The sequence below is a fragment of the Thiohalobacter sp. IOR34 genome (assembly GCF_030406045.1).
Taxonomy (GTDB): domain Bacteria; phylum Pseudomonadota; class Gammaproteobacteria; order Thiohalobacterales; family Thiohalobacteraceae.
In genome coordinates, this window is sequence record NZ_CP128988.1 from 1,358,660 (window position 1) to 1,384,637 (window position 25,978).

At 57.7% G+C, this 25,978-nt stretch carries 23 protein-coding genes; all 23 read left to right on the forward strand.

The features are described 5' to 3' along the window. The first annotated feature begins 190 nt into the window (after positions 1-190). A complete protein-coding gene (gene pheA / locus QVG61_RS06270; RefSeq protein WP_289932520.1) occupies positions 191-1,276 on the forward strand; it encodes a prephenate dehydratase in 1,086 nt (361 codons plus the stop codon). Next, positions 1,276-2,373 carry a histidinol-phosphate transaminase gene (gene hisC / locus QVG61_RS06275; RefSeq protein WP_289932521.1) on the forward strand — a complete coding sequence of 366 codons (1,098 nt, stop codon included), beginning with the start codon at positions 1,276-1,278 and terminating at the stop codon, positions 2,371-2,373. The genes pheA and hisC overlap by 1 nt, the downstream gene beginning before the upstream one ends. Further along, on the forward strand, positions 2,370-3,239 hold the full coding sequence (locus tag QVG61_RS06280; RefSeq protein WP_289932522.1) for a prephenate dehydrogenase/arogenate dehydrogenase family protein: 870 nt from the start codon (positions 2,370-2,372) through the stop codon (positions 3,237-3,239). The genes hisC and QVG61_RS06280 overlap by 4 nt, the downstream gene beginning before the upstream one ends. A 136-nt stretch (positions 3,240-3,375) precedes the next feature. Further along, complete coding sequence (gene aroA, locus QVG61_RS06285; protein ID WP_289932524.1) at positions 3,376-4,686, forward strand: 3-phosphoshikimate 1-carboxyvinyltransferase; 1,311 nt, start codon at positions 3,376-3,378, stop codon at positions 4,684-4,686. Between the two features lie 173 nt (positions 4,687-4,859). Continuing rightward, on the forward strand, positions 4,860-5,543 hold the full coding sequence (gene cmk, locus QVG61_RS06290; RefSeq protein WP_289932525.1) for a (d)CMP kinase: 684 nt from the start codon (positions 4,860-4,862) through the stop codon (positions 5,541-5,543). A 231-nt stretch (positions 5,544-5,774) separates the two neighbouring features. After that, positions 5,775-7,448 carry a 30S ribosomal protein S1 gene (rpsA, locus tag QVG61_RS06295; protein WP_289932526.1) on the forward strand — a complete coding sequence of 558 codons (1,674 nt, stop codon included), beginning with the start codon at positions 5,775-5,777 and terminating at the stop codon, positions 7,446-7,448. Between the two features lie 103 nt (positions 7,449-7,551). Then, the gene (locus QVG61_RS06300; protein WP_289932527.1) at positions 7,552-7,869 is read left to right on the forward strand and encodes an integration host factor subunit beta; all 318 of its coding nucleotides are present in this window, start codon (positions 7,552-7,554) and stop codon (positions 7,867-7,869) included. An 85-nt stretch (positions 7,870-7,954) separates the two neighbouring features. Then, positions 7,955-8,248, forward strand: a complete 294-nt coding sequence (locus QVG61_RS06305) for a LapA family protein (protein ID WP_289932528.1) — start codon at positions 7,955-7,957, stop codon at positions 8,246-8,248. Positions 8,249-8,250: 2 nt separating this feature from the next. After that, complete coding sequence (lapB, locus tag QVG61_RS06310; RefSeq protein ID WP_289932529.1) at positions 8,251-9,417, forward strand: lipopolysaccharide assembly protein LapB; 1,167 nt, start codon at positions 8,251-8,253, stop codon at positions 9,415-9,417. Positions 9,418-9,441: 24 nt separating this feature from the next. Beyond that, on the forward strand, positions 9,442-10,170 hold the full coding sequence (pyrF, locus tag QVG61_RS06315) for an orotidine-5'-phosphate decarboxylase (RefSeq protein ID WP_289932530.1): 729 nt from the start codon (positions 9,442-9,444) through the stop codon (positions 10,168-10,170). 518 nt (positions 10,171-10,688) lie between these two features. Beyond that, entirely contained in the window at positions 10,689-10,973 is a 285-nt protein-coding gene (locus QVG61_RS06320; RefSeq protein ID WP_354671193.1) for a ComEA family DNA-binding protein, read from the forward strand. 179 nt (positions 10,974-11,152) lie between these two features. Continuing rightward, a complete protein-coding gene (locus tag QVG61_RS06325; protein WP_289932531.1) occupies positions 11,153-12,571 on the forward strand; it encodes a mannose-1-phosphate guanylyltransferase/mannose-6-phosphate isomerase in 1,419 nt (472 codons plus the stop codon). Positions 12,572-12,624: 53 nt separating this feature from the next. Further along, positions 12,625-13,674 carry a polysaccharide biosynthesis protein gene (locus tag QVG61_RS06330; protein WP_289932533.1) on the forward strand — a complete coding sequence of 350 codons (1,050 nt, stop codon included), beginning with the start codon at positions 12,625-12,627 and terminating at the stop codon, positions 13,672-13,674. A 7-nt stretch (positions 13,675-13,681) separates the two neighbouring features. Beyond that, the gene (locus QVG61_RS06335; protein WP_289932535.1) at positions 13,682-14,830 is read left to right on the forward strand and encodes an NAD-dependent epimerase/dehydratase family protein; all 1,149 of its coding nucleotides are present in this window, start codon (positions 13,682-13,684) and stop codon (positions 14,828-14,830) included. Positions 14,831-14,846: 16 nt separating this feature from the next. Next, the gene (locus QVG61_RS06340) at positions 14,847-15,875 is read left to right on the forward strand and encodes an N-acetylneuraminate synthase family protein (RefSeq protein ID WP_289932537.1); all 1,029 of its coding nucleotides are present in this window, start codon (positions 14,847-14,849) and stop codon (positions 15,873-15,875) included. A gap of 62 nt (positions 15,876-15,937) precedes the next feature. Continuing rightward, on the forward strand, positions 15,938-17,032 hold the full coding sequence (gene neuC, locus QVG61_RS06345; RefSeq protein WP_289932539.1) for a UDP-N-acetylglucosamine 2-epimerase: 1,095 nt from the start codon (positions 15,938-15,940) through the stop codon (positions 17,030-17,032). A gap of 135 nt (positions 17,033-17,167) precedes the next feature. Further along, a complete protein-coding gene (locus QVG61_RS06350) occupies positions 17,168-18,238 on the forward strand; it encodes a hypothetical protein (RefSeq protein WP_289932542.1) in 1,071 nt (356 codons plus the stop codon). Then, a complete protein-coding gene (locus tag QVG61_RS06355) occupies positions 18,231-19,637 on the forward strand; it encodes a CDP-glycerol glycerophosphotransferase family protein (RefSeq protein ID WP_289932544.1) in 1,407 nt (468 codons plus the stop codon). The genes QVG61_RS06350 and QVG61_RS06355 overlap by 8 nt, the downstream gene beginning before the upstream one ends. Before the next feature lie 29 nt (positions 19,638-19,666). Continuing rightward, positions 19,667-20,650, forward strand: a complete 984-nt coding sequence (locus QVG61_RS06360; protein ID WP_289932545.1) for a D-isomer specific 2-hydroxyacid dehydrogenase family protein — start codon at positions 19,667-19,669, stop codon at positions 20,648-20,650. Further along, positions 20,650-21,357: an acylneuraminate cytidylyltransferase family protein gene (locus QVG61_RS06365; RefSeq protein ID WP_289932546.1), complete on the forward strand. Its 708-nt coding sequence runs from the start codon at positions 20,650-20,652 to the stop codon at positions 21,355-21,357. The genes QVG61_RS06360 and QVG61_RS06365 overlap by 1 nt, the downstream gene beginning before the upstream one ends. A 60-nt stretch (positions 21,358-21,417) precedes the next feature. Continuing rightward, positions 21,418-22,347 (forward strand): IS630 family transposase, encoded by a 930-nt coding sequence (locus QVG61_RS06370; RefSeq protein ID WP_289932547.1) that lies wholly within the window; start codon positions 21,418-21,420, stop codon positions 22,345-22,347. Positions 22,348-22,504: 157 nt separating this feature from the next. Next, positions 22,505-23,713, forward strand: coding sequence for an SDR family oxidoreductase (locus tag QVG61_RS06375; RefSeq protein WP_289932548.1), 1,209 nt, complete (start codon positions 22,505-22,507; stop codon positions 23,711-23,713). 46 nt (positions 23,714-23,759) lie between these two features. Further along, positions 23,760-25,970 carry an HAD-IIIC family phosphatase gene (locus tag QVG61_RS06380; protein WP_289932549.1) on the forward strand — a complete coding sequence of 737 codons (2,211 nt, stop codon included), beginning with the start codon at positions 23,760-23,762 and terminating at the stop codon, positions 25,968-25,970. Positions 25,971-25,978 lie beyond the last annotated feature (8 nt).

Below are 25,978 nucleotides of genomic sequence, written 5' to 3' on the forward strand. Positions count from 1 at the left end.
CCACGAAACCCGCGAAATCCACAAACATATTCATTGTCCATGAAAGGCAGGGAAGTTGCCTTGGCCTCTCCGAGGCTGCACATTGCGCAGTCGCAACAGGGAATTTTCACGGGTGTCGTGGATTTCGTGGTCGCAGGAATCATCCGTGGATTCCGTGGCCATCAAAGATTCCCCTGGCTATAGTGAAACCATGAACGAAAGCGACAAACTGGCCGCCATCCGGGCACGCATCGACGAACTGGACCAGCAGATCCTGGACGCGATCAGCGAGCGGGCGCGTTGCGCGCAGCAGGTCGCCGAGATCAAGCAGGCGGCCGGTGAATCGACCGATTTCTATCGCCCGGAACGCGAGGCGCAGGTGTTGCAGCGCATCCAGCAGGCCAACCCCGGGCCGCTGCCGGATGGCGAGGTGGCGCGCCTGTTCCGCGAGATCATGTCGGCCTGCCTGGCCCTGGAGAAGCCGCTGAACATCGCCTATCTGGGGCCGGAGGGCACCTTCACCCAGGCCGCGGCGCTGAAACACTTCGGCCATTCGGTCAACACCCTGGCGCTCGGTGCCATCGACGAGGTGTTCCGCGAGGTGGAGGCGGGTTCGGCCCACTATGGCGTGGTGCCGGTGGAGAATTCGACGGAGGGGGTGGTCAGCCATACGCTGGACATGTTCGTCCGTTCGCCGCTGAAGATCTGCGGCGAAGTGACGCTGCGTGTCGAGCTGCACATCCTCAGCAGGGAGCCGGGCATCGACGCCATCCAGCGGATCTACGCCCACCGCCAGGCACTGGCCCAGTGCCGCGAGTGGCTGGATGCCAACCTGCCGCAGGCGGAACGCATCGCGGTTGCCAGCAACGCCGAGGCGGCGCGCATCGCCAGGGACGAGGCCGGGGCCGCCGCGGTGGCCAGCGCCACCGCGGCCGAACTCTACGGTCTGGCCATACTGGCGCGCAATGTGGAAGACGAGCCCGGCAACACCACCCGCTTCCTGGTCATCGGCACCCAGACGGTGGCCCCCAGCGGCCAGGACAAGACCTCGCTGCTGGTTGCGGTGCGCAACCAGCCGGGCGCGCTCTACGAATTGCTCAGACCCTTCTCGGAACATGGCATCAGCATGACCCGCATCGAGTCGCGCCCCTCGCGTCAGGGGATGTGGGACTATGTGTTTTTTGTCGACATCGAGGGTCATGTGGCGGATCCGCCGGTGGCCCGCGCCCTGGAGGAGCTCGGCGAGCGCGCCACGCTGCTGAAGATCCTCGGTTCCTATCCGAAGGCCGTGCTCTGATGACAGGCTTTCTCGACAGGGCCACGCCCGGCGTGCGCGGACTCCACCCCTATGAACCTGGCAAACCGCTGGAGGAACTGGAGCGCGAGTATGGCATCCGTGATGCCGTCAAGCTGGCCTCCAACGAGAATCCGCTGGGCCCCAGCCCACGGGTCGCGCCGCTCCTGGCCGAGGCCATGGGCGAACTGGCCCGCTACCCGGATGGCAACGGCTTCGCCCTGAAGCAGGCGCTCGCCGGTCACCACGGCGTCGATACCGCGCAGATCACCCTGGGCAACGGTTCCAACGACGTCCTGGAGCTCGTCGCCCGGGTGTTTCTCGCCCCTGGCCGCGAGGCCGTGTTCTCGGAACACGCCTTTGCCGTCTATCCCATCGTCACCCAGGCGACCGGCGCCACGGCGCGCATCGCCCCGGCGCGTGACTATGGCCATGACCTCGATGCCATGGCGGCCCTGATCGGCGGGCGGACCTCGGTGGTGTTCATCGCCAACCCCAACAATCCGACCGGCACCTGGCTGGGCCGACAGGCACTGCTGCAGTTCCTCGAAGGGGTGCCGCCGGAGGTGGTGGTGGTGCTGGACGAGGCCTATGTCGAATACGTCGAGGCAGCGGATTATCCCGACAGCCTGCCCTGGCTGGCGCGCTTCCCCAACCTGGTGATCACCCGCACCTTCTCCAAGGCCTACGGCCTGGCCGGACTGCGCGTGGGCTATGCCCTGTCCCATCCCGAACTGGCCGAGCTGTTCAACCGGGTGCGCCAACCGTTCAACGTGAACAGTCTGGCGCTGGCCGCCGCGGAGGTGGCCCTTGGCGACCAGGAACACATCCGCCGTGCCCTGGAGCTGAACCGCTCCGGCATGCAGTTCTGGGAGACGAGCTGCCGCCGTCTGGGGTTGGATTTCATCCCCTCGGTTGGCAATTTCCTCTGCATCGACGTCGGCCGGTCCGGCCCCGAGGTCTACCAGGCGCTGTTGCCCGAGGGGGTGATCGTGCGCCCGGTGGCCAACTACGGCCTGCCCCGCCACCTGCGCATTACCATCGGTCTGGAGGATGAGAACCGCCGCGCCGTCGCTGCCCTGGAGCGGGTGCTGGCATGATCCGGCGTCTGGCCATCATCGGCGTCGGCCTGATCGGCGGTTCCCTGGCCCGCGCCCTGCGTGCCGCCGGTGCGGTTGGCGAGGTGGTCGGCAGTGGCCGCCGGGCGGAGCACCTGCAGCAGGCGGTCGATCTCGGGGTCATCGATCGTTTCAGCACCGATCCGGCCGCGGCCGTGACCGGCGCCGATCTGATCGTGGTGGCGGTCCCGCTTGGCGCCATGGGGGAGGTGTTCCGCGCCATCGTGCCGCACCTGGCAGCCGATGCCGTGGTCACCGATGTCGGCAGCGCCAAGGCGGCGGTGGTCACCGCCTTGCGTGAGGCGCTGGGTGAGGTGCCGGACTGGTTCGTGCCCGGGCATCCCATCGCCGGTACCGAGCGCAGCGGCGTCGCGGCGTCCTTTGCCGAGCTGTTCCAGGGCCGGCGGGTGATCCTCACGCCGCTGGCGCATACCGATCCGCAGGCCGTGGCGCGGGTGCGGGCGATGTGGCAGCATGCCGGCGCCGAGGTGGTGGAGATGGGCGTCGAGCTGCACGACGAGGTGCTGGCTGCGACCAGTCACCTGCCGCATGTGCTGGCCTTCGCCCTGGTCGACAGCCTGGCGCGGATGCACGAGCACAACGAGATCTTCACCTATGCCGCCGGTGGCTTCCGCGACTTCACCCGTATCGCCTCCAGCGATCCGGTGATGTGGCGTGACATTTGTCTGGCCAACCGGGCCGCCCTGCTCGACATGATTGAGCGCTTCAATCGCGATCTCGGCGAAATGACCCGCGCCATCGAGGACGGTGACGGCGATGCCCTGCTGGAGATCTTCAGTCGCGCCAAGCAGGCGCGGGACGAGCACGTCCTTCGGGGTGAGGAGTGAGGAGAATGGCCACGAAATCCACGAAATCTACGAAAATGTGCTTGGGGGGTTGCTGCGCCGCGCGAAGCGCGTGCGCCGCAATTATCCTTTTCGTGGGTTTCGTGGCTGAATCGAATGACGAGGAAGTGGTTGGACGATGACTGAGGTGCGTTTTCATGTGGAAGCCGGTGGCCGTCTGGGCGGCCGCGTGCGGGTGCCGGGCGACAAGTCGATTTCGCACCGTTCGATCATGCTGGGCTCGCTGGCCGATGGCGTGACCGAGGTGAGCGGCTTTCTCGAGGGCGAGGACAGCCTGGCGACGCTTGCGGCCTTCCGTGCCATGGGGGTCGCCATCGAGGGGCCGGACGAGGGGCAGCTCAGCATCCATGGGGTCGGCCTGCATGGTCTGCGCCGGCCCGCTGAGCCCTTGTACCTGGGCAATTCCGGCACCTCCATGCGCCTGCTGGCCGGCCTGCTGGCCGGTCAGGGCTTCGATACGGTGCTCACCGGTGACGCCTCGCTCTCCAGCCGGCCGATGAAGCGGGTGATCGATCCGCTGACCGAGATGGGGGCCCGCATCGACAGCGAGCCGGGCGGCACCGCGCCGCTCCGGATCCATGGTGGCCAGCGACTGCACGGTATCCACTACCGGCTGCCGATGGCCAGCGCCCAGGTCAAGTCCTGCGTCCTGCTCGCCGGCCTCTATGCCGAAGGCGAGACCTGCACCATCGAGCCCGCCCCCACCCGCGACCACACCGAACGCATGCTCGCGGGCATGGGCTATCCGGTCGAGGTCGAGGGGCGCACCGCCTGCCTCAGCGGCGGTGGCCGGCTGCGGGCGACACGCATCGACGTGCCTTCCGACATCTCCTCGGCAGCCTTTTTCCTGGTCGGCGCCAGCATCGCAGCCGGTTCGGACCTGACCCTGGAGCACGTCGGCATGAACCCGACCCGCACCGGGGTGATCGACATCCTGCGCCTGATGGGCGCGGACATCGAGGTTTCCAACGCGCGTGAGGTGGGCGGTGAACCGGTCGCCGATCTGCGGGTGCGCAGTGCGCCGCTCAAGGGCATCGCCATTCCCGAGGCGCTGGTACCGCTGGCCATCGACGAGTTTCCCGCCCTGTTCGTCGCTGCCGCCTGCGCTGAAGGCGAGACGCTGCTCACCGGGGCCGAGGAACTGCGGGTCAAGGAGAGCGACCGTATCCAGGTGATGGCCGACGGCCTGCAGGCGCTCGGCATCCAGGCCGATCCGACACCGGACGGCATCCGCATCCAGGGCGGGGTGCTGCGCGGCGGACGGGTGGCCAGTCACGGCGACCACCGCATCGCCATGGCCTTCGCCATGGCCGCGTTGCGCGCCGACGGTCCCATCGACATCGAGGACTGCGCCAACGTCAACACCTCCTTCCCCGGCTTCGTCGAGCTGGCCGCCGGGGCGGGGCTGAAGATTTCCACTCTGGGCTGATAACCTAATAGCCACGGAAAACACGGCATTGACGATAGCCACGAAACCCACTAAACCCACTAAACCCACGAAAGACGATGAAGCAAAAATTGTCCGTGGGTTTAGCGGGTTTCGTGGCCATTCTTTATGAAAGTCCGTGTCTTCCGTGGCCATGACAACAGAAGACGACCACCATGAACAATGAAACCATTCCCGTGATCACCATCGACGGCCCGAGCGGCTCCGGCAAGGGCACCATCGGCCGCGCCCTGGCCCGCGAGCTGGGCTGGCATTTCCTCGACAGCGGGGCGCTCTACCGGGTGCTGGCCCTGGCCGCCTTGCGGCGCGGCCTGGCGCTGGACGACGAGTCGGCCCTGGCCGAGCTGGCGGCGCGGCTGGATGTGCGCTTCCCGGCCGAGGGCGATGGGGTGATTCTCGACGGCGAGGCGGTCGACCGCGAGATCCGCTCCGAGAAGGCGGGTGATGCGGCCTCCCGGGTGGCGACCCTGCCGGCAGTACGCGCCGCGCTGCTGGAACGCCAGCGTGCCTTCCGCACGGCACCCGGCCTGGTGGCCGACGGGCGGGACATGGGCAGCGTGGTGTTTCCGGATGCACCGCTGAAGATCTATCTGACGGCGAGCGCCGAGGAGCGGGCCCGGCGCCGCTACCAGCAGTTGCGGGAGAAGGGCATCGAGGCCGACATGGCGGCGCTGGTGGAGGAGATCGCGGCGCGCGACGCCCGGGACATGAACCGGCCGGTGGCCCCGCTCAAGCCGGCGGAGGATGCGGTGATCATCGATACCTCGGCGCTGGATATCGACGCCACCCTGGACCAGGTGCGGCAGCTGGTGGCGGAGCGCCTCGGCAGGGCAGGCTGAGGCCGGAGGAGGGCGGCGGCCCCCAGGCGCCGGACCTGTCGATACCCTTGTCCAAGGGTATGAATTTCTCGAAAAAAGGGCGTATAATACCGCCCCTTTCAGGGTGCCCGGGCAGCAATCCCGGGTTTTTGTCGTTAAACAACCCGTGAGGTGGCTAACGGTCCAGGCCGGCCGCCGCGCGGTCAACAGCTAGAGAATCGCCAAGTCCGCGATTCAAGGATTGAATTCATCATGAGCGAAAGCTTTGCCGAACTGTTCGAAGAGAGTCTTGCCCAGCAGCAGATGCGTCCCGGTTCCATCGTCACCGGCCAGGTGGTCGACGTGCGCCCGGACGTGGTGGTCGTCAATGCCGGCCTGAAATCGGAGGGTGTCATCCCCATCGAGCAGTTCACCAACGAGCAGGGTGAGGTCGAGGTGCAGGTCGGCGACGAGGTCGAGGTGGCCCTGGACGCCGTCGAGGATGGCTTCGGCGAGACCCGCCTGTCGCGCGAGAAGGCCAAGCGTGCCCGTGCCTGGACCGAGCTGGAGAAGGCCTTCGAGAACGACGAGACCGTGACCGGCATGATCAGCGGCAAGGTCAAGGGTGGCTTCACGGTCGATATCAAGAACATCCGCGCCTTCCTCCCGGGTTCCCTGGTCGATGTGCGCCCGGTGCGCGATACCGCCTACCTGGAAGGCAAGGAGCTGGAGTTCAAGGTCATCAAGCTGGACCAGAAGCGCAACAACGTGGTCGTCTCCCGCCGCGCCGTGGTCGAGTCCGAGTACAGCGCCGAGCGCGAGACCCTGCTCAAGAACCTGCAGGAAGGGATGATCATCAAGGGCGTGGTCAAGAACCTCACCGACTACGGCGTGTTCGTGGACCTGGGCGGCATCGACGGCCTGCTGCACATCACCGACATGGCCTGGAAGCGGGTCAAGCATCCTTCCGAGATCGTCAACGTCGGCGACGAGATCGAGGTCAAGGTGCTCAAGTTCGACCGCGAGCGCAACCGCGTCTCCCTCGGCCTCAAGCAGCTCGGCCAGGACCCCTGGGCCGATCTGGCGCGCCGCTATCCGGAGGGCACCCGGCTGTTCGGCAAGGTTACCAACATCGCCGACTACGGCTGCTTCGTGGAGATCGAGGAGGGCGTGGAAGGCCTGGTGCACGTCTCCGAGATGGACTGGACCAACAAGAACGTCAATCCGGCCAAGGTGGTGCACGTCGGCCAGGAGGTCGAAGTCATGGTGCTGGACATCGACGAGGAGCGGCGCCGCATCTCGCTGGGCATGAAGCAGTGCCATGCCAACCCGTGGGAGGAGTTTGCCGCCCTGCATAACAAGGGCGACAAGGTCACGGGTACCATCAAGTCGATCACCGACTTCGGCATCTTCGTCGGCCTGGAAGGCGGCATCGATGGCCTGGTGCACCTGTCCGACATCTCCTGGCACGAGCCGGGCGAGGAGGCGGTGCATCACTACAAGAAGGGTGACGAGGTCGAGGCCGTGGTGCTGGCCGTGGATCCCGAGCGCGAGCGCATCTCGCTGGGCATCAAGCAGCTGGACAAGGACCCCTTCTCCAACTTCGTGGCCGAGCATCCCAAGGGCAGCATCGTCAAGGGCGTGGTCAAGGAGGTGGACGCGAAGGCGGCCGTGGTCGATCTGGGCGACGGCATCGAGGGTACCCTGCGTGCCTCCGAGCTGGCTCGCGACCGGGTCGAGGATGCCCGCACCGTGCTCAAGGAGGGTGACGAGGTCGAGGCCAAGTTCATGGGCGTCGATCGCAAGAACCGCACCATCAGCCTGTCGATCAAGGCCAAGGAGATGGGTGAGGAAGCCGAGGCCGTGCAGGATTACTCGCGGCAGGCCGGCAGCGCCACCACAACCCTCGGCGACTTGCTGAAGGAACAGATGGAGTCCAAGGACTAAGTTGTTGCTTCTCAATCCTTTTCGGGTTATAAATCTGAATCGAGATTAGGTGTGGGTCCGGGCAGCCGCCTTGCGGCTGCCCGCTTCAACCGGGAAGAAGCCAATGACGAAGTCTGAACTGATCGAAATTCTCGCCAGCAAGAACAGCCATCTGAACTACAAGGATGTCGAGCTTGCGGTGAAGAGCCTCCTCGAGCAGATGAGCCAGTCGCTGGCCACCGGGCAGCGGATCGAGATCCGTGGTTTCGGCAGCTTCTCCCTGCATTATCGTCCGCCGCGGGTGGGCCGGAATCCCAAGACCGGCGAGGCCGTGGCCCTGTCCTCCAAGTATGTTCCCCACTTCAAGCCGGGCAAGGAGCTCCGCGAGCGGGTCAATGCCGGCCGCGACAACGCCATCAAGCCCAGCGAACCCGGACATTAGTCCGCTCCGCCGGTTTCCTTCCGCGTTCCTTGCGCTTGTGCCGGCGCCTCTTGGTAAACCAGCCGTCTGAACCTGCGGAGGGTCCATGGCACGATTCATTTCCTTTCTGGCACTGCTGCTGCTGGTGCTGCTGGGGCTCGCCTTCTCGGTCCTCAATGCCCACCCCGTGCAGCTCGACTACTTCTTCGGTAGCCGCCAGGTTCCCCTGGCACTGACCCTGGTGCTGACCCTGGCCGTTGGCGCACTGCTCGGTATCCTGTTCAGTCTCGGGCTGGTGATCCGGCTGAAACGGGAAAACCTGCGCCTGCGCCGCAAGGCCCAGGTGGCCGAGCAGGAGATCAGCAACCTGCGCGCCATTCCGATCAAAGACCCGCATTGAACATGCTGGATCTTCTCTGGTTGCTGTTGCCGGTCGCCGCCGCATCCGGGTGGCTGATGGCTCGCCGCAGCCAGGGCGATCCCTGCGCCGATCAGCGCGCCGAGCTCAACTCGGATTACTTCCGGGGGCTGAACTTCCTGCTCAATGAGCAACCGGACAAGGCCATCGAGGTGTTCATCCAGATGCTGGAGGTGGACAGCGACACGGCCGAGACCCATCTGGCGCTCGGCAATCTGTTCCGCCGTCGCGGCGAGGTGGACCGCGCCATCCGTATCCACCAGAATCTGATCGCCCGTCCGACGCTGAACCGCGAGCAGCGCGGCGCGGCCCTGCTGGAGCTGGGACAGGACTACATGCGGGCCGGCCTGCTTGATCGGGCCGAGAGCCTGCTGCGCGAGTTGCTGGAGATCGGCAGCCAGACGCGCCCCGCACTCAAGCATCTGCTCGATATCTATCAGCAGGAAAAGGAATGGGACCAGGCGATCGAGATCGCACGTCGCCTGCAGGCGGAGCAGGACCAGGACATGCGCCCGGTGATTGCCCAGTTCTACTGCGAACTGGCCGAGGCCGCGCTGCGCAATGGCGATCCGGCCGAGGCCGGCAATCTGGCCAAGCGCGCCCTGGGCTTCGACCGCGCCTGTGTCCGTGCCAGCCTGATCCAGGGGCGGATCGCGCGCGAGGCCGGGCAGTTCAGGCAGGCGATTCGTGCCTTCCGGCGTATCGAGGAGCAGGACATCGAGTTCCTCCCCGAGGTGCTGCCGGAATTGCAGGCCTGCTTCCGGGCCGCCGGCAACCCGCGGGGCATGCTCGACTACCTCCGCCAGGTGGGCGAGGGCTACAAGGGCATTTCCACCGTGCTGCTGCAGTCCGAACTGCTGCAGCAGATGGAAGGCGATCAGGCAGCGATCGACTACATGGAGGCCCAGCTGCGGCGGCGGCCCTCGGTGCGCGGGCTGGGCCGGCTGATCCAGCTCAAGCTGGGGCGCAGCGAGGGGGAGGGCCGCGAGGATCTGCAGGTGCTCGACGATCTGGTCGACAAGCTGCTCGAGAACCGGCCACGCTATCAGTGCAAGCACTGTGGCTTCGAGGGCAAGTCGCTGCATTGGCAGTGTCCGGGCTGCAAGGAGTGGAACACGGTGAAGCCGATGCGTGGCGTGGTGGACGAATAGGGGCATCCCCAAAGGCGGAAGACGATGGTGAACAACGACCCGAAGGTGATAGTGGCGCTGGATTTTGCGACGGCCCGGGAGGCTGAGGCGCTGGTCGAACGGCTGGACCCCGCGCTGTGCCGGCTGAAGGTCGGCAAGGAGCTGTTCACACGCAGCGGGCCGGCGCTGGTCGAGTCGCTGGCCGGGCGTGGCTTCGATGTCTTTCTCGATCTGAAGTTTCACGACATCCCCAATACCGTGGCCCGCGCCTGTGCCGCCGCGGCCGATCTCGGGGTGTGGATGGTCAATGTGCACTGCCTCGGCGGGCGGCGGATGATGGCCGCGGCGCGGGAGGCGCTCGATCAGGCTGCGGGGCGTCGGCCGCTGCTGATCGGGGTGACCATCCTCACCAGCATGGGGCCGGAGGATCTCGCCGAGATCGGTCTGAGCGACGATCCTGCGGCCCAAGTGCGCCGCCTGGCTGAACTGGCCCGACAGGCCGGCCTGGACGGTGTGGTCTGCTCGCCGCAGGAGGCCGGCATGCTGCGCGAGGCGCTGGGCGATGATTTCCTGCTGGTGACGCCCGGGGTACGGCCAGCCGGGAGCGAGAAGGGCGACCAGCGCCGGGTGATGACCCCGGCCGATGCCTTGGCGGCCGGCTCCGACTACCTGGTGATCGGCCGACCTGTGACCCGCGCAACGGATCCGATTGCCGCCCTGGAGACGATCAACCGTGAACTGGCGGACGCCACCCGCCCTGTACCCCATCCGTAGGAGCGGCCTCCAGGCCGCGATCAGACAACGAGCCCCCGCCAGCCCCGTCGTAGGAGCGGCCTCCAGGCCGCGATCAGACAACCCAGCCCCCGCCGCGCCCCCCCGTAGGAGCGGCCTCCAGGCCGCGATCAGACACGCAGCCCCGCCGCGCCCCCTCGTAGGAGCGGCCTCCAGGCCGCGATCAGACACGCAGCCCCCGCGCCCCCTCGTAGGAGCGGCCTCCAGGCCGCGATCAGACCGCAGCCCCCGCATCCCTTCGTAGGAGCGGCCTCCAGGCCGCGATCAAGACAACCCAGCCCCGCCGCGTCCCCTCGTAGGAGCGGCCTCCAGGCCGCGATCAGACACGCAGCCCCCGCCAGCCCCCTCGTAGGACCGGCCTCCAGGCCGCGATCGACCGGCACGCCGTTCACCGCCCCGGATGGTTTGAACCGACGCCAATCCTTGCTAAGCTCTTTCTGCCTGGGTCATGGAAGCCCGGACGATCGTCTTTCATCATCCACCACACAAGGAGGTGTGTCATGTTGCGTCATTTGCTCGTTACTCTCCTGCTGCTGACCAGCACACTGGTGCTGCCTGTCGCCCGTGCGGAGATCGACATCAATCAGGCATCGGCCGAACAGCTGGCAGGCAACCTGCAGGGCATCGGTCTCCAGAAGGCCGCTGCCATCGTTGCCTACCGGGAGCAGAACGGCCCTTTCCGCCGGGTCGAGGATCTGGCCCGGGTGAAGGGGATCGGCCCGGCCACGGTGGAAGCCAATCGTGAACGGATTCGGGTTGCCGAACCGGGCTCCGAAGAAAAATAACGGCTTCCGAGAGAGCGTGTAGACGAGGCGCCGCCGGCAGTCTGCCGAGCGGCGCCTTTTGTGTGCCAATGGGCAGAAAAGCGGCTGCCAAAGCCGGGGGCATCCCGTATAATCACAACACGTTTTCAGGGACTTGAGCGTATTTTATTCCAATAAGATCGAGGGGCTAGGCATACCAAATGAACATCTACCCAGTTATCCTCACCGGCGGCGCCGGCAGCCGTCTCTGGCCGCTTTCCCGCGAATATTTCCCCAAGCCCTTATTGCCGCTGGTCGGTGACCGGACGCTGTTGCAGGAGTCGGCGCTCCGCCTGGAGGGGCTGGATGCCGTGCAGCCGCCCCTGTTCGTGTGCAACGAGGAACACCGTTTTCTGGTTGCCGAGCAGGTGCAGGAGATTGGCCAGACCCCGACCGGGATCCTGCTCGAACCCGAGGGGCGCAACACGGCGCCGGCGCTGACCATTGCCGCACTGGCCCTGGTCGAGAAGTCGCCGGAAGCGGTGATGGTGGTGATGCCGGCCGACCACGTCATTCCGGACCGCGAGCGCTTTCAGGGGACGGTGGCCGAGGGAATCGCTCTGGCGGAACAGGGCTTCCTGGTCACCTTCGGTATCGTCCCGGACCGGCCGGAGACCGGCTACGGCTACATCCGGCGTGGTCAGGCGATCGATGACAGCCCCGCATTTGCGGTCGCACAGTTTGTCGAGAAACCCGACCAGGCCACGGCCGAGGAATACCTGGCTTCGGGGGAGTTCCTCTGGAACAGCGGCATCTTCGTCATGCGGGCCGATCGCTGGCTGGAAGAGATCGGCCGCTTCCGGCCGGAGATCCTCGCCGCCTGCGAACAGGCCGTGGCTGGCGGCAGGAGTGACATCGATTTCTGTCGGGTGGGGAAAGAAGCCTTCCTTTCCAGTCCCAGTGATTCCATCGACTACGCAGTGATGGAGAAGACCGATCACGCAGCGGTGGTGCCGATGGCCACCGAATGGTCGGATGTCGGTGCCTGGTCGGCGATCTGGGACATCTCCCTGCGCGATGAACAGGACAATGTCACCCAGGGCGACGTTCTGACCCACGAGGTGCGAGGCTCGCTGATCCTCGCCCAGGACCGTTGCGTGGCCGCGGTTGGTCTGGAAGACATGGTCATCGTCGAAACCTCCGACGCCATCCTGGTGGCACCCAAGGACCGCGACCAGGACGTGAAGGCGATCGTCGCCCAGCTCAAGGCGGCCGACCGTGAGGAACATCGTTTCCACAGCCGCGTCTACCGGCCCTGGGGCGACTATGAAGGCATCGATCTTGGCGATCGCTACCAGGTCAAACGTCTGACCGTGAAGCCAGGTGCTTCGCTGTCACTGCAACTCCATCACCACCGCGCCGAGCACTGGATCGTGGTGTCCGGTACCGCCCGGGTCACCAAGGGTGATGAAGTCTTCATATTGACCGAGAACGAATCGACTTACATACCCCTGGGGACCACCCACCGCCTGGAGAATCCGGGCACCATCCCGCTGGAGATCATCGAGGTGCAGTCAGGGAGTTATCTGGGAGAGGACGATATCGTGCGCTTCGAGGATGTATATGACAGAGTGCAGTGATATGGACTTTTTGTCACATTGACGAGTGATTATGGAGAATGGGTGTTTTCTAGATGAATAATACATATGACCCGGACTGGGAAAATAAGAATGTACTGATAACTGGGGTATGCGGTACGGTGGGAAAGGAACTCCTTCGACAGGTAGTCGCTCGGCAACCGGCAAGGGTGGTTGGGATCGATAACAACGAAAGCGAGGTGTTCTTTCTTTCCCAGGAGTATACGGATAACCCAAATGTAAGGCTTTTCATCGGCGATATCAGAGACAAGGATAAGCTCATCCGTAAGATGCGCGGTATCGATATTGTGCTGCATGCCGCGGCCCTGAAGCATGTGATACTTTGCGAGGAGTCGCCACGAGACGCTATCCAGAGCAATATCATTGGCACGCAGAATATCATTGATGCAGCACAGCTCAATAATGTTGAACGTGTATTGTTCACCTCGTCTGACAAGGCCGTAAATCCCACTAATGTGATGGGCACATCAAAGCTGATGGGTGAACGGCTTATGACCGCAGCCAATGCACTGCGTCACCATGATCGTGACCCTGTCTTTGCATCAAGCCGATTTGGTAATGTGCTGGGTTCACGCGGTTCCGTCATTCCGCTGTTCAAGCGCCAGATTGCGTCTGGTGGGCCAGTGACGCTGACAAGTCGAGAAATGACGCGTTTCATCATGACGCTGGAGCAGGCGGTGTCGTTGGTGATTCAATCCGTGTTCTTTGCCCGTGGAGGGGAGGTATTTGTAACGAAAATGCCGGTGGTCAGGATTGAAGATCTTGCGCAGGTCATGATTGAAGAACTGGCGCCAAAATATGGTTATGACGCCCAGCAGATTGAAATCAATGTCATCGGTCCAAAATCAGGTGAGAAACTATTTGAAGAATTGATGAATGAGGAAGAAACACGTCGCACGGTCGAGCTGCAAGACTTCTTCGTTGTATTGCCTGCATTTAAATGCATCTATGAGGAAATTGAATATAAATACCCGAACATGACCTCTACCGGAATCGAAAATCCATATAACTCGTCTGTGGAAGATTCCATGCCAAAAGAGGAATTGAGGGAATATCTGATTAGCAACAAGTTGCTGGAAGGATAAAATTATTATGCGGGTACTGATTCTGGGCGGCGATGGCTATCTTGGCTGGCCGACGGCAATGTATCTTTCCTCGCAGGGGAATGAGGTATGCGTAGTAGACAATTATTTTCGGCGCTTTGCCTGTGTGGAGAAGGATGTTCCCTCCCTTTTTGATACCCCAAATCTTTTCGAGCGTGCCAGGCATTGGCAGGAGGTCTCTGGAAAGGAAATCATGGTTCGCATCGGCAGTGTCGCGGATTATCCATTCCTGCTTGATGTGTTCCATGAATTCAAGCCCGATGCGGTCGTGCATTATGCAGAGCAGCCTTCTGCTCCATATTCGATGCTGGGTCACTCCGAGGCGCGTTTTACGCTGGAGAACAATCTCCTCAGCACCCTGAATGTCGCCTATGCAGTCAAGGAAACCGATCCATCGATTCATATCGTCAAATTGGGGACAATGGGGGAATATGGGACTCCGAATATCGATATCGAAGAGGGTTTCATCGATATCGAGCATAAAGGGCGTAAAGACCGCTTGTTGTTCCCGCGTCAGGCCGGTTCGTTGTATCACACGACAAAAATCCAGGACACGGATCTGCTGTATTTCTATGTCCGTGTGTGGGGATTGCGGGTCACCGATCTTATGCAAGGTCCTGTATATGGGATATTCACTGAGGAGATGGGGGGCGACGAAGATCTGTTTACAGTGTTCAATTACGATGAAATATTTGGCACCGTATTAAACCGCTTCATCGTGCAAGCGGTCGCCGGTGTCCCACTGACAGTTTATGGCAAAGGTGGGCAGACGCGCGGTTATCTGAATATCAAGGACACCTTGCAGTGTGTTGGTCTGGCAATTGCCCATCCTGCCCGGAAGGGTGAGATGAAGATCTATAACCAATTCACTGAGACTTTCAGCGTGAACGATCTTGCCAATGCTGTCCAGAGGGCCGGGAAGGATGTCGGTATTGATGTAGAGATCAAGAGTGTGCCCAACCCCAGAGTAGAACTGGAAGATCATTACTACAATCCAGTGCATACCGGATTGCTCGATCTGGGTCTTGAACCCACCTTGCTGACGAACAACATCGTGGCAAAGATGCTTGAAAGCGTGATTCGTCGCAAGGATGAAATCAGACGGGATATTATCCAACCAAAGACCCAGTGGAATTAGCAGGCAGGGCCATTCAATGGACATTGAACTATCAAAAGAATTTGAGATCGCAGGACGTCGTGTTGGTATTAATGAACCCTGCTATATCATTGCTGAGGCTGGAGTGGCCCACTTTGGGAATTATGACAAGGCTCTTCGGTTGGTTGATCTTGCGATTGAGTCTGAAGCGGACTCAGTAAAGTTCCAGGTGTTCGATATTGACGCCATGATCGCCGATTCCGCATCAGACTGGAAGGAACGATTGGCTTCACGCTGTTTGCCATATAGCGATTTCGAGAGGCTTAAAAAATACTGTGATGATCAGGGCATTACCTTCCTGGCGACTGCGCATGACGAGCCGAGCCTGGACTTTTTGTCTGATCTCGATGTTCCCGCCTACAAGATTGGTTCGGGGGAATTGAGGAACTGGCCGTACCTGAAAAAGACCGCTGGATATGGAAAGCCGGTGATTTTCTCAACAGGTATGTATACAAGCAATGAGGTGCAAATGGCGCTGGATGTAATGACTCAGACCGGTAACAAGGATATATCGGTGCTTCATTGCGTAACCAGCTATCCTACTCCGCCAAATGATATAAACCTGAGGGTCATGGATCTTTATCGCGAACGATTCGGTGGCATTATCGGTTTTTCCGATCATACCGAGGGATTCCATATTCCGCTTGCTGCGGTTGCCCGTGGCGCGAAGGTGATCGAGAAACATATTAGCCTGGATTTTAATGTGCCGAATGCCCAGGACTGGAAAGTCTCATGTGGCCCGCATGACTTGGCGAGATTTATCAGGGAATTAAGGGACATTGAGGTCGCATTGGGTCATGCGAGTAAACATCCATCCGAAATGGAAAAGGAGAATATGGGATGGGCAAGGAAGAGTCTGGTTGCCAGGCGCGCGCTCAAGGCAGGTGAAAGGCTGAGTGAGGATATGTTGACATCAAAACGCCCTGGAAATGGGATCAGTCCAGACCAGATTGATAAGGTGCTGGGTAAAGTGACAAACAGGGATTTGCCTGTGGATTCGGTTATACAATGGGAGGATCTGGTATGAGGCCGCGGCGCATTTGTGTGGTATTAACGGCCAGAGGCAACTATGCCAAGATGAAGTCTGTCATGGCTGAAATCCAGCGTCGTCCAGATCTGGAACTGCAGGTTGTTCTGGGTGGCAGTGTCGTGCTCGAAAAGTACGGAAAAATACTGGAGACCGATGTGGTTGACAATTTCCATGTCAATCACATTATTCATTTCCTGGTCGAGGGCGAGACTCCTTTGACCATGGCCAAGTCAGCAGGGCTTGCTGTAACTGAATTTGCCAATGCATTTGAAAATCTCAAGCCCGATGTTGTCATCGTTATCGCAGACAGGTTTGAGTGTCTTGCCATTGCCATGGCAGCGACCTATATGAATATCCCGGTAGCGCATATCGAAGGCGGTGAGAAGTCGGGTTCGATCGATGAATCTATTCGGCATGCCATCACGAAAATGGCTCACATGCATTTTCCGGCCTCAAAGGAGGCGGCTGAGCGTATCTCCCGTATGGGGGAACTGGAAACTGCGATCCATGAGGTGGGGGCTACCAGTTTTGATGTGTTGGCAAATATGGATACCGATAATCTGGAGCCAGTCAAGGATTTTCAGCTCAGTCATGGCGTTGGCAGAACAGTGCCGATTGAAAAGGGCAAGTATCTGATTGTCATTCAGCATCCTGTTACCACGGAATATGAGAAAAATCTTGTTCATGTAAATGAAACGATCAAGGCGATCCATGAGCTTAAAATGCCGACATTCTGGATTTGGCCGAACATGGATGCTGGTTCAGATGGTATCAGTAAGGGCATCAGGATGTATCGTGAAGCGCACGATTCGGAACATGTGCATTTTTTCAAGAGTCTGCCAATCGAATTGTTTGCGCCACTGCTGAAGAATGCGGCCTGTATCGTCGGTAATTCTTCCTGTGGTATCCGTGAGGCGGCTTTCCTGGGAACGCCTGCTGTGAATATCGGTACAAGGCAGCAAGGCAGGGACCGCGGCAGGAACGTCATCGATGTTGATTATAATCATGTTGTGATAATCGAAGCGGTGAAAAAACAGATTGATCATGGACCCTATGAGCCTGACCACCTGTATGGAGATGGCAATGCCGCTGAAAAGATCGTAAATATTTTAAGTAATTGTGAGTTTACCCAGCAGAAACAAAATACGTTCTAGCCCGGATATTGCACCAAGGCGGCCTGGATGAGGGGGGTGGCGCAATAGCCAGCTACAAAGCCAAGCCGAGTAGCATCCTGCTGCCCAGCCTTGTATCTGCTGCGTGGCGACCAATGAGGTGGAAATCAGGGTCTCATGGTAAAAATAGAAAATTATATACCTGAGAAGCATGCAGGAATGCTGGATGTATTCCTGCGTGAGGTATATCCCAATCCGGACTATGTTATGCATTCGCCACGTTTTTTGCGTTGGCAGTATTTGGAGAATCCATTTAACGAAACCGGTGAATACACGCTGAAACTGGTTATTTCCGGAAACGAGATAATCGGACAAATGGGTATTATTCCGGTCAGGGTACGGTTGCCCGATGGCGGTATTGTGACAGGCGCGTATCCGGTCAATCTGATCGTTCGCAAGCAGGCTGCCCCGGGATTTGGTGCTTTACTGATGCGCGATCTGCTTAGAACCTGTGACCTGGTTGTTAATCCAGGATCGAGTCTTGCGGGTCTGAAAATCTGTGTCGGCCTTGGGATGCGTGATGCGGGATTCTTGCATCGCTACCTGCGTTTGGTCAATCCAGAGCTCGCAGCCCGGCTTTGTTCAGGCGATAGCCTGCCTCCTGGCCTGGTGTTCAATGCTGATACCGATGTAGGTGATGCGACGGATTCAGATCGTTTGCCCGATCGGATCCCGGCAGCGGAGAATATCCCCTTCCATGCCGCATCCATAATGCGGAATAGGGATTATCTGCTATGGCGTTATCAGAATCATCCGGCTTTTGACTATCGTTTTCTGACCGCTGGAGCCGGATCGGCGTTATTGGTCTATCGTCTGGAAGCGGTTCTCTCTCATGAGGTTTCGGTATGCCGGATCGTCGATTACATGGGTAATCTGGATGCATTGCCGGGATTAATAAATGCATTGACATCCTCTCTCAACGACCAGGAGATTGCTCTCGTTGATTTTTTCAGCAGTGTTGAGATTCCGCAGGCAGTGTTGGAAAATGCGGGCCTCGTCTGCGAGACTCCGGATGCAGAGAACCGCTTTGCAAGCCTGTTTCAGCCGCTCGATTTTCGTAAGCTGGCGATTCGTCTGCTTGTTGGAGGAAAACATGCGGATTCTTGCAATCTGGATGTCTACGTTACCAAGGGGGATTCTGATCAGGATCGCCCGAATAGTGCCCGCCTAGTAGAAAATCGTGCTTGAACCCAATCAGGCCTTGTTCGGTCGAACGATCGTACTGACTGCGATCGATGGCTATCATCTTCGGTCATTTTTCAATACTGGCATCATTGACCGGTTGCTGGCAGCAGGGGTACAGGTCCGCTGTGTCTGCACCCATGCCGGGGAAGAGCTGGTATCCATGTATGAACAGCGGGGCGTGAGCTTTTATTTTATCGAGCCACGGCGCCCTGGGATACTGGAGTGGCTGTTGCTTGCGGTAGCCGGCGGAATTTTCAGACGACTGGTTCCTGATCAGACGCTTATCTGTTACCGGGTCAATTCCCGCTGGATCCGGCGTCTGGTTGCCAGCACAGCCGGGCTGCTGCTGCCGTTCCGCAGCGTGTATCGTATCCTCGATCGGCGTATCCGTTGTTTGCGTAACGACCGTGCTGTACGTCAATTTTTTGATGAGGCGCCCTGTGATTTGCTGGTAGCCGGCACTCCGGGTTGGAAATATCCCGAACTCCCCTTTATACGGGAGGCGATACAGCGGGGAATTCCGACACTCTGCCAAATCCTGTCGTGGGACAATCTGTCCATGAAGGGGCCATTTGGTATCACCCCGGATCGGATCATGGTCTGGAACAGGCACATGAAGCGGCTGGCGGTGGAGCATTTCTACCTGCGACCGGAACAGGTGTTTGTGACCGGGGCTCCCCAGTTTGATATCTACCATCGGAGCTTGCCTAACAAGCCTGCGGCCAAGTATGATATCTCGGTAAAATGCGGTATAAATCCTGAGAAATATCAAAGAGTTTTAATGATCGCCGGGATACCGACGGTGTTGGCTCCATTTCAGGGGGCCTTGGTCCGTGAAATTACCACTCTGGCGCGCGCGGGGACCTGGGGGAAGGGGGTGGCCGTGGTTTTCAGGCCCCATCCCCAGAGTACACTGGAAGAGTATGACTTGCCCGATACGGAAGCATTGTTTGTCAATGACCCTCATGAGTACATCGAGGATAGCAAGGCGGACATCGCTTCACGCTGGCGATTCTCCAGCAGCGCATTATCCGAATTGGCGCAATCCCTGAGGGGGGCCGATGTCGTAATTACCGTGGCTTCTTCAATGACACTGGATTCTGCCGCCGTTGGTACACCCGTGGTCAATGTGGCCTACGATCCCGGTGGCCAGTTTCCTGGTGAGCTGCTGGAGAGTTATTATCGAAGCAGCCACTATCGGTTTATCACGGATAGTGGTGTCGTTCCGATTGCCCGCTCAACACCAGAGTTGATCGAGGCGATAACAACAGCCCTCGATGAGCCGGATGCTATGGCGAGCAGGCAGAAGTCGCTAACAGAAGAAATATGCGGGCCATTCACTGCGAATGCTGCTGAGAGGCAGGCGGACATCATTTTGGAAATGTTAAAGAGCAACCGCTAGACGGGTTTCTCTAAGGGGATAGGTTGTTAATGTCAAGCAAACCCAAGCTCATATATTACCGTATGCTGAATTTTCAGCAAGACAATATGGATTTGCTCAAGGAGAATTTTGACGTAATTGTGCTGGATGATCCTACGCAGGATGATGATATTGAACTATTGGATGTCGTCGTCTCATTCGCTCCGTTGGGTTTCTATTTCAACGCGGAAAAAATGGATCGCATGCCGGCGCTACGTATTATTGCGAGCAATACAACCTCCGTGCCACATATTGATGAAGCGGCTGCCAAAGAGCGTGGCATCAAGGTGATTTCACTGCGTGAGGAGCTTGCTTTTCTGAGGACCATCACACCTACCGCAGAACTTACCTGGGGCTTGATGTTGACAATGATGCGCAATATACCGGGTGCTTTCCGTTCTGTCCTGGATGGGCAATGGTCGCGTTGGCCGTTCGGCGCGCCGAGAATGTTGTCCCGGATGACGCTGGGCTTGGTGGGTATTGGTCGAATTGGGGAAATTGTTGCGCGTTATGGCGTCGCCTTTGGTATGCCGGTGTACTATTACGATCCCTATGTAGAAATTCCACCTGTTGAAGGTGTTAGCAAGGTGGATTCACTGGAGGAGCTGGTTTCACTTAGTGATGTGGTCAGCCTGCATCTCCACTTAACTGATGAAACCAGAAACCTGTTCAATGCTGCATTGTTTGACAAGTTCAGGGAGGGATCATATCTGATCAATACATCTCGGGGGGCGATTGTCGAAACTGCCGCCATGCTGGCTGCGCTCGAATCCGGTCGACTGGCGGGCGCCGCAATCGACGTGCTCGACGATGAATTCGAGCAGGGTTTCAACAAATCAGTGAAGGAACATCCGCTGGTACGCTATGCCGCCACCCATGACAACCTGGTGATCACGCCGCATATTGCCGGTTCCACGGTCGATGCCTGGCACTTGACACAGAAGCATACAATCAAACGTGCTCTGGAAGAGCTGGCAAAAATGGAGGTGGCCTGATGGCGGGTAAAACGCTTGGAGTGATTCCTGCCCGTGGCGGTTCAAAGAGTATTCCTCACAAGAACATTACTGAATTTTGCGGGCGACCGTTGATTGAACATGTTATTGAGGCGGGACTACGTTGCAGTCTTATCGATGAACTGGTCTGCTCTACTGATGATGACAAGATCGCGGCGGTAGTTGAGAGCATGGGGGTGAGGGTCATACCGAGACCGGCAGAACTTGCCCAGGACGATACGCCGGTACTGGATGTATTGAAGGATCTGATGCTGAGGCATGGCGACCGGATAGATATTGTTCCACTGCTGCAACCAACCTCGCCATTCCTGCTGCCAGAACATATCGATGCATGTGTTGCGGCAATGAAGAATGATCCGGAATGTGATTCTGCACAAACGGTATCCAGATTTCCGCATAACTACCATGCCTACAACCAGCGTGTTGTTGAAGATGGCTATGTATCTTTCCGTTTTCGAGATGAGCGCCTCGCCTGTTATAACAAGCAGAGCAAACCAAGATTCCATATTTTCGGCAATCTTGTAGTTACTCGAAAACGGACCCTGATGGAGAAGAATGAAATATTCGGAGAACGTTCGATTGCGATAGAGGTACCACAGCCGTATGCCTTTGATCTCGACACAAAGGAAGATATAGCTTATGGGCAATTTCTTCTGGAGCGGGGACAGGTATGCATCCCCTGGCTTTGAATGAATATTGACCGTCTCATAATTGTTTAAACAGTGGTGGATATATTGTAGAATGCGCGGATGAGCACGACAGATGCACGCGGTCTGAAACACGAAGAGCTCACGGAGCTTCGCAAGCGGGGCGTTATGGCGGTTCAGAACGGGGAGTCACCTGAGGACGTGGCGCGGATATTAGGGATTTCACGCGTTACGATCTATAACTGGCTGGCACTTTATCGCAGGGGTGGCCCGGATGCGCTGGATGCCCGCAAACGAGGGGGGCGAAAGCGGAAGCTGGATGCAAAGTCAATGGAATGGCTTTACGAGGCGATCACGCGGAAGACGCCAGATCAGTACAGATTTCCATTTGTTCTCTGGACGAGCAGGCTTGTTGGCGAGCTGATCAAGGAACAGCTTGGGATCAGTTTGAGCAAGGCTTCGGTTTGCCGGTTGCTCAATCAGCTTGGACTGTCCGCACAAAGGCCACTGATGCGTGCCCACCAGCAAAGCCCCGAGCAGGTTGATCACTGGATGAATAATGAGTTTCCATCCATTCGCGCCAAGGCGAAGCGTGAGAAGGCAGAAATCTGGTTTGCCGATGAGGCCGGTATTCGAGTTGATGCTTATGCCGATGCCAACTGCTTGCCCAAAGGAGGGCGTTCGATTGTATCCAGCGTGGGGGCGCGCATTGAACTGAGCCACATCTCTGCAGTCAGCCCGCAAGGCGATTTTCGTTTCATGTGTGTCGGGAGGTGCGTGAGTTCCGGACTATTCATCGATTTCCTGAAGAGGATGATCCGAAGCACTGAACGCAAGGTGTTTCTGATCGTTGATAGCCACCCTACGCACAAGGCGAAGATGGTAGGGGAGTTTGTAGAATCCGTTGCGGATCGCCTGGAGTTGATTTTTTTACAGCCGTGCTCTCCCGAGCCCAATCCTGACGAATTCTTATTGAATGATCGCAAGACAACCTGCCGGGGAGATATTCCATCGCCGGTATTGAGCAATTGAAGCAAGAAGTGATGTCGTATCTTCGTCTCATCCAGAAATCACCCGAGAGAGTGCGATCCTATATCAAGCCCCAAACACCTGCATATGCGGCTGAACAGGGCCATATTCAGTTGCCGGGTTAATAACAACCGTCAGATTCTCTGAACAGGCTACACTGGTGGAAGACCCAATAACAAAATTGTTCGTAGGATATGAGGACAGTGTTCGTAAAACGATCACCCGGGAGGATGTTGATGCATTTGCCCGACTTTCCGGTGATTACAACGAACTCCACATGGATGATGAATTCGCTGCCAAGACTCAGTTCGAGCAGCGAGTTGTGCATGGATTTCTGCACGCCAGCCTGTTGTCTACGCTGGTTGGCATGAAGATTCCTGGACATGGTGCTCTCTATCTTTCTCAGGAAATTGATTTCACCGGGCCCGTTTTCATTGGAGATACGGTGGTTGCAACCGGAACCATCACCGCAATAGACAAGGTTACGCGAGTCATTGAAATGGATACGCTGATTCGTAATCAGCATGGAGATGTGGTATTGCGTGGCAAAGCTCGCTCCAAGGTCCTCAGGTTGAGCGAATGGCGCGGAAAGGATGAAGAAAAAAGGGAGCTGGAAATGAGCAACCTGCTGGAAGGCAAGATCGCACTGGTCACCGGAAGTTCACGGGGTATTGGCAGTGAGATCGCGAAGACACTCGCCGCCAACGGCGCCATGGTCTGGATAAATTATGCTCGTAGCAAAGGCGCAGCAAATGATACCGTGGCCTGCATACAGGAAATGGGAGGCAAAGCCGAGATTGTCAAGGCAGACGTCTGCAGTGAGGAAGAAGTAGTCTCGATGATGGAAACCATCCAGGCTGCTGGTGGAATGGATATTCTTGTAAATAACGCCGGTCCGAAGATCGCTAGTGGAACCTTTGCGCAGTGGAGTTGGGAGGATATGGCCTCAAGCTTCGAAAGCATAGTTGGCAGTGCCTTTCGTGTTACTCAATTGGCGTTGCCACTGTTGAAAGAGCGTCAGGGGAAAATTATAAACATGATAAGCTCGGCAGCGCTGGGGAGAACAGCCTATAACTGGCTGCCGTATGTTACCGCAAAGAGTGCACTGATTGGGATGAGTAAAAACCTTGCGCAGGAATTGGGGCCGTCTGGTATCAATGTCAATATGGTTTCACCTTCGATGGTCGATACCGATCTTGTTGCAGATGTTCCTGAAAGATTTCGGAAGATGATGGTTTCACAGACACCGCTTAGAAGAATGGCAACAACCAATGATGTGGCCGGGGCTGTGCTCTATTTAAGCTCACCACTATCAGATTTCGTTACCGGGGAAAACATACTGGTGGCTGGTGGCCAGGTAATGGTCTGATTTCAGACACAACCCCTCATGCAAATCCTGTATTGGTTGAATGGCCGTGAGTAACGCATCGTTACATTCCTCTATTCTTGATCAGCTTGCCGAACGAGAAGGCCTGGTTGGCCGTGATCTGCGCTTTCTGCGTTGTCTCTCCTGGGAGAAAATCGATATCGAAGTAGCACAGAGATTTTTCTCCAGAATAAATGAGACAGGGGTGAAGATTGATCCCGCTTCACTGGAGGCCGCAATTGTTGGTGGCCATGTGATAGACCATCAAACAGGCGGTGCAGATCCGATGTGGGCTGTCAACGATCTGAATCGTCTACTTCGAGATGCGGCCGATGCCGAGGCTTATCGGGAACCCGTCAGCAACCTGCTGCAGGCATCTGGATTATCCCCGGCTCTGATAAAGCGTGCCGTAACTGTGCTGATCAATGCTGGTCAGAATGGGTTGGCATTACGCTTGGCACTTGCGCGCTGGTTGGACAGGCCAGAAGTTCTCAATTCGCTTGGCGCAGAGCTGAAAAAATATAAGGAAGACCTGGAGCCTGCTTCCTTCCTGGTAACAGGGTTTTCCACCCTGAATATCTTTTCAGATGATTTTTCCAAGGCGTGTGCAGTACATGGGGTGAATGCGCAAATACAAACCACTGACTATGGTCAGGCCATTCAGTCATTGCTGAACACGGCAGATTCCAGTTATAACGGAGTCCTGATTGTACTGGACCGTGATGGCCTGCTGCCCGTTGACTGGCGCCATTCGGGTGGCGACATAGAACAATTGATACTGGAACGTGTCACGCAATTGGCCGAGGCAATTCATTCATTTTCAGACAAGACTGGTATCCCCATCCTTGTCAATACATTGCCCAGGCCAGTGTCTCCATCATTCGGCGTTATTGACAATACAGCGCCAGGTGGTGAAGGGAGGATTGTCAACCGGGTCAATTCGATCCTGTATGATCTGGCTGAGAGTTTAGCCAATGTATTATTGGTCGATTCGGATATGGCGCTGGCGGATATACCGGCATCAGCCAGGATCGATGATAAACTGTTTTATTATGGCAGGATTCCATTCTCTAACCAGGCCAGCAGGCTTCTTGCAAGTGCTTTTTCATCCACATTCGTGTCATTGAAGACAGGTCCGGCAAAGGTGCTGGCACTTGATCTCGACAATACCATGTGGGGTGGTATTTATGGAGAGGATGGTGTGGCGAACCTCCAATGTGACGAGGAGTTTCCCGGCAATGTTTTTCGCGCATTCCAGCAGGAGTGTTTGCGACTGAAAAATCAGGGCATGCTTTTGGTCGTGCTCAGCAAGAACAATCCAGATGCGATCAGTGTCTTTGATGAGCATCAGGGTATGATCCTGAAGAAGAAAGATTTTGTGGCCCACCGCATCAATTGGGATCTCAAGGCACAGAATATCCGCGAACTTGCTGAGGAACTCAATCTGGGGCTGCAGAGTTTCATATTCCTCGATGACAGCTCACATGAGCGATCGGCAATGCGTGCCATGTGCCCGGAGGTGATTGTACCCGAGTTGCCAGATGATCCGAGTCATTGGGTTCGATTTCTCAGAGGACTTCGGGAGACCTGGGTCTTGCGCATGACTGATGAAGACCGCAGGCGCAGTGAGATGTATATTGCTGATCGCCAGAGAAAGGATCTGAAAAAGGTCAGTCGCTCAATCGAAGAATATTTGCTCAGTTTGCATCAGTCACTGACGCTGATACGGGTAGATGATAATTGTCTGAAGCGCATTGCCCAACTGCACCTTAGAACCAATCAATTCAATCTTACGACGGAGAGACTCGATGCTGCTGCAATCAGCAAGATGCGTCAGCAGGATGACAAATTTGTCATGCTGGCAGGCAGAGTGGTCGACAAGTTTGGTGATCATGGCATTGTGATTACCGGAATAGCGGAAGTTGATGGTGATGTTGCCACAATACGAACCTTTCTTATGAGTTGTCGTGTGATTGGTCGTAACGTCGAGGATGCTTTCCTGTGCGCCCTGATCGATGAATTGGTGGGAAGGGGTGTCAAGCGTATAATGGGAATCTTTCGGCCAACCAGCAAGAATCAGCAGGTTGCCGAGTTTTATCCCAAGCATGGATTTTCATCTGAGAAGGCTTTGGAAGACGGAAAGTGCTGGGAGCTGGGAATCGATAATGGTAGTGCAAAACCAGTCTGCCCGGCTGGTATCGAAATATTGAAGGAATGGGATGACGGAAATTCCACCTGTAAAGTACAAGTGTCTCATTGAGTGATCAG

Bases quoted from the DNA above. Each gene is read 5' to 3' on its own strand.
- neuC (WP_289932539.1), top strand. From the start codon at position 15,938: ATGGCTGAAATCCAGCGTCGTCCAGATCTGGAACTGCAGGTTGTTCTG.
- cmk (WP_289932525.1), top strand. From the start codon at position 4,860: ATGAACAATGAAACCATTCCCGTGATCACCATCGACGGCCCGAGCGGC.
- lapB (WP_289932529.1), top strand. From the start codon at position 8,251: ATGCTGGATCTTCTCTGGTTGCTGTTGCCGGTCGCCGCCGCATCCGGG.
- pyrF (WP_289932530.1), top strand. From the start codon at position 9,442: ATGGTGAACAACGACCCGAAGGTGATAGTGGCGCTGGATTTTGCGACG.
- QVG61_RS06330 (WP_289932533.1), top strand. From the start codon at position 12,625: ATGAATAATACATATGACCCGGACTGGGAAAATAAGAATGTACTGATA.
- hisC (WP_289932521.1), top strand. From the start codon at position 1,276: ATGACAGGCTTTCTCGACAGGGCCACGCCCGGCGTGCGCGGACTCCAC.
- QVG61_RS06350 (WP_289932542.1), top strand. From the start codon at position 17,168: ATGGTAAAAATAGAAAATTATATACCTGAGAAGCATGCAGGAATGCTG.
- QVG61_RS06335 (WP_289932535.1), top strand. From the start codon at position 13,682: ATGCGGGTACTGATTCTGGGCGGCGATGGCTATCTTGGCTGGCCGACG.
- QVG61_RS06280 (WP_289932522.1), top strand. From the start codon at position 2,370: ATGATCCGGCGTCTGGCCATCATCGGCGTCGGCCTGATCGGCGGTTCC.
- aroA (WP_289932524.1), top strand. From the start codon at position 3,376: ATGACTGAGGTGCGTTTTCATGTGGAAGCCGGTGGCCGTCTGGGCGGC.
- QVG61_RS06300 (WP_289932527.1), top strand. From the start codon at position 7,552: ATGACGAAGTCTGAACTGATCGAAATTCTCGCCAGCAAGAACAGCCAT.
- pheA (WP_289932520.1), top strand. From the start codon at position 191: ATGAACGAAAGCGACAAACTGGCCGCCATCCGGGCACGCATCGACGAA.
- QVG61_RS06360 (WP_289932545.1), top strand. From the start codon at position 19,667: ATGTCAAGCAAACCCAAGCTCATATATTACCGTATGCTGAATTTTCAG.
- QVG61_RS06365 (WP_289932546.1), top strand. From the start codon at position 20,650: ATGGCGGGTAAAACGCTTGGAGTGATTCCTGCCCGTGGCGGTTCAAAG.
- QVG61_RS06320 (WP_354671193.1), top strand. From the start codon at position 10,689: ATGTTGCGTCATTTGCTCGTTACTCTCCTGCTGCTGACCAGCACACTG.
- QVG61_RS06370 (WP_289932547.1), top strand. From the start codon at position 21,418: ATGAGCACGACAGATGCACGCGGTCTGAAACACGAAGAGCTCACGGAG.
- rpsA (WP_289932526.1), top strand. From the start codon at position 5,775: ATGAGCGAAAGCTTTGCCGAACTGTTCGAAGAGAGTCTTGCCCAGCAG.
- QVG61_RS06305 (WP_289932528.1), top strand. From the start codon at position 7,955: ATGGCACGATTCATTTCCTTTCTGGCACTGCTGCTGCTGGTGCTGCTG.
- QVG61_RS06325 (WP_289932531.1), top strand. From the start codon at position 11,153: ATGAACATCTACCCAGTTATCCTCACCGGCGGCGCCGGCAGCCGTCTC.
- QVG61_RS06340 (WP_289932537.1), top strand. From the start codon at position 14,847: ATGGACATTGAACTATCAAAAGAATTTGAGATCGCAGGACGTCGTGTT.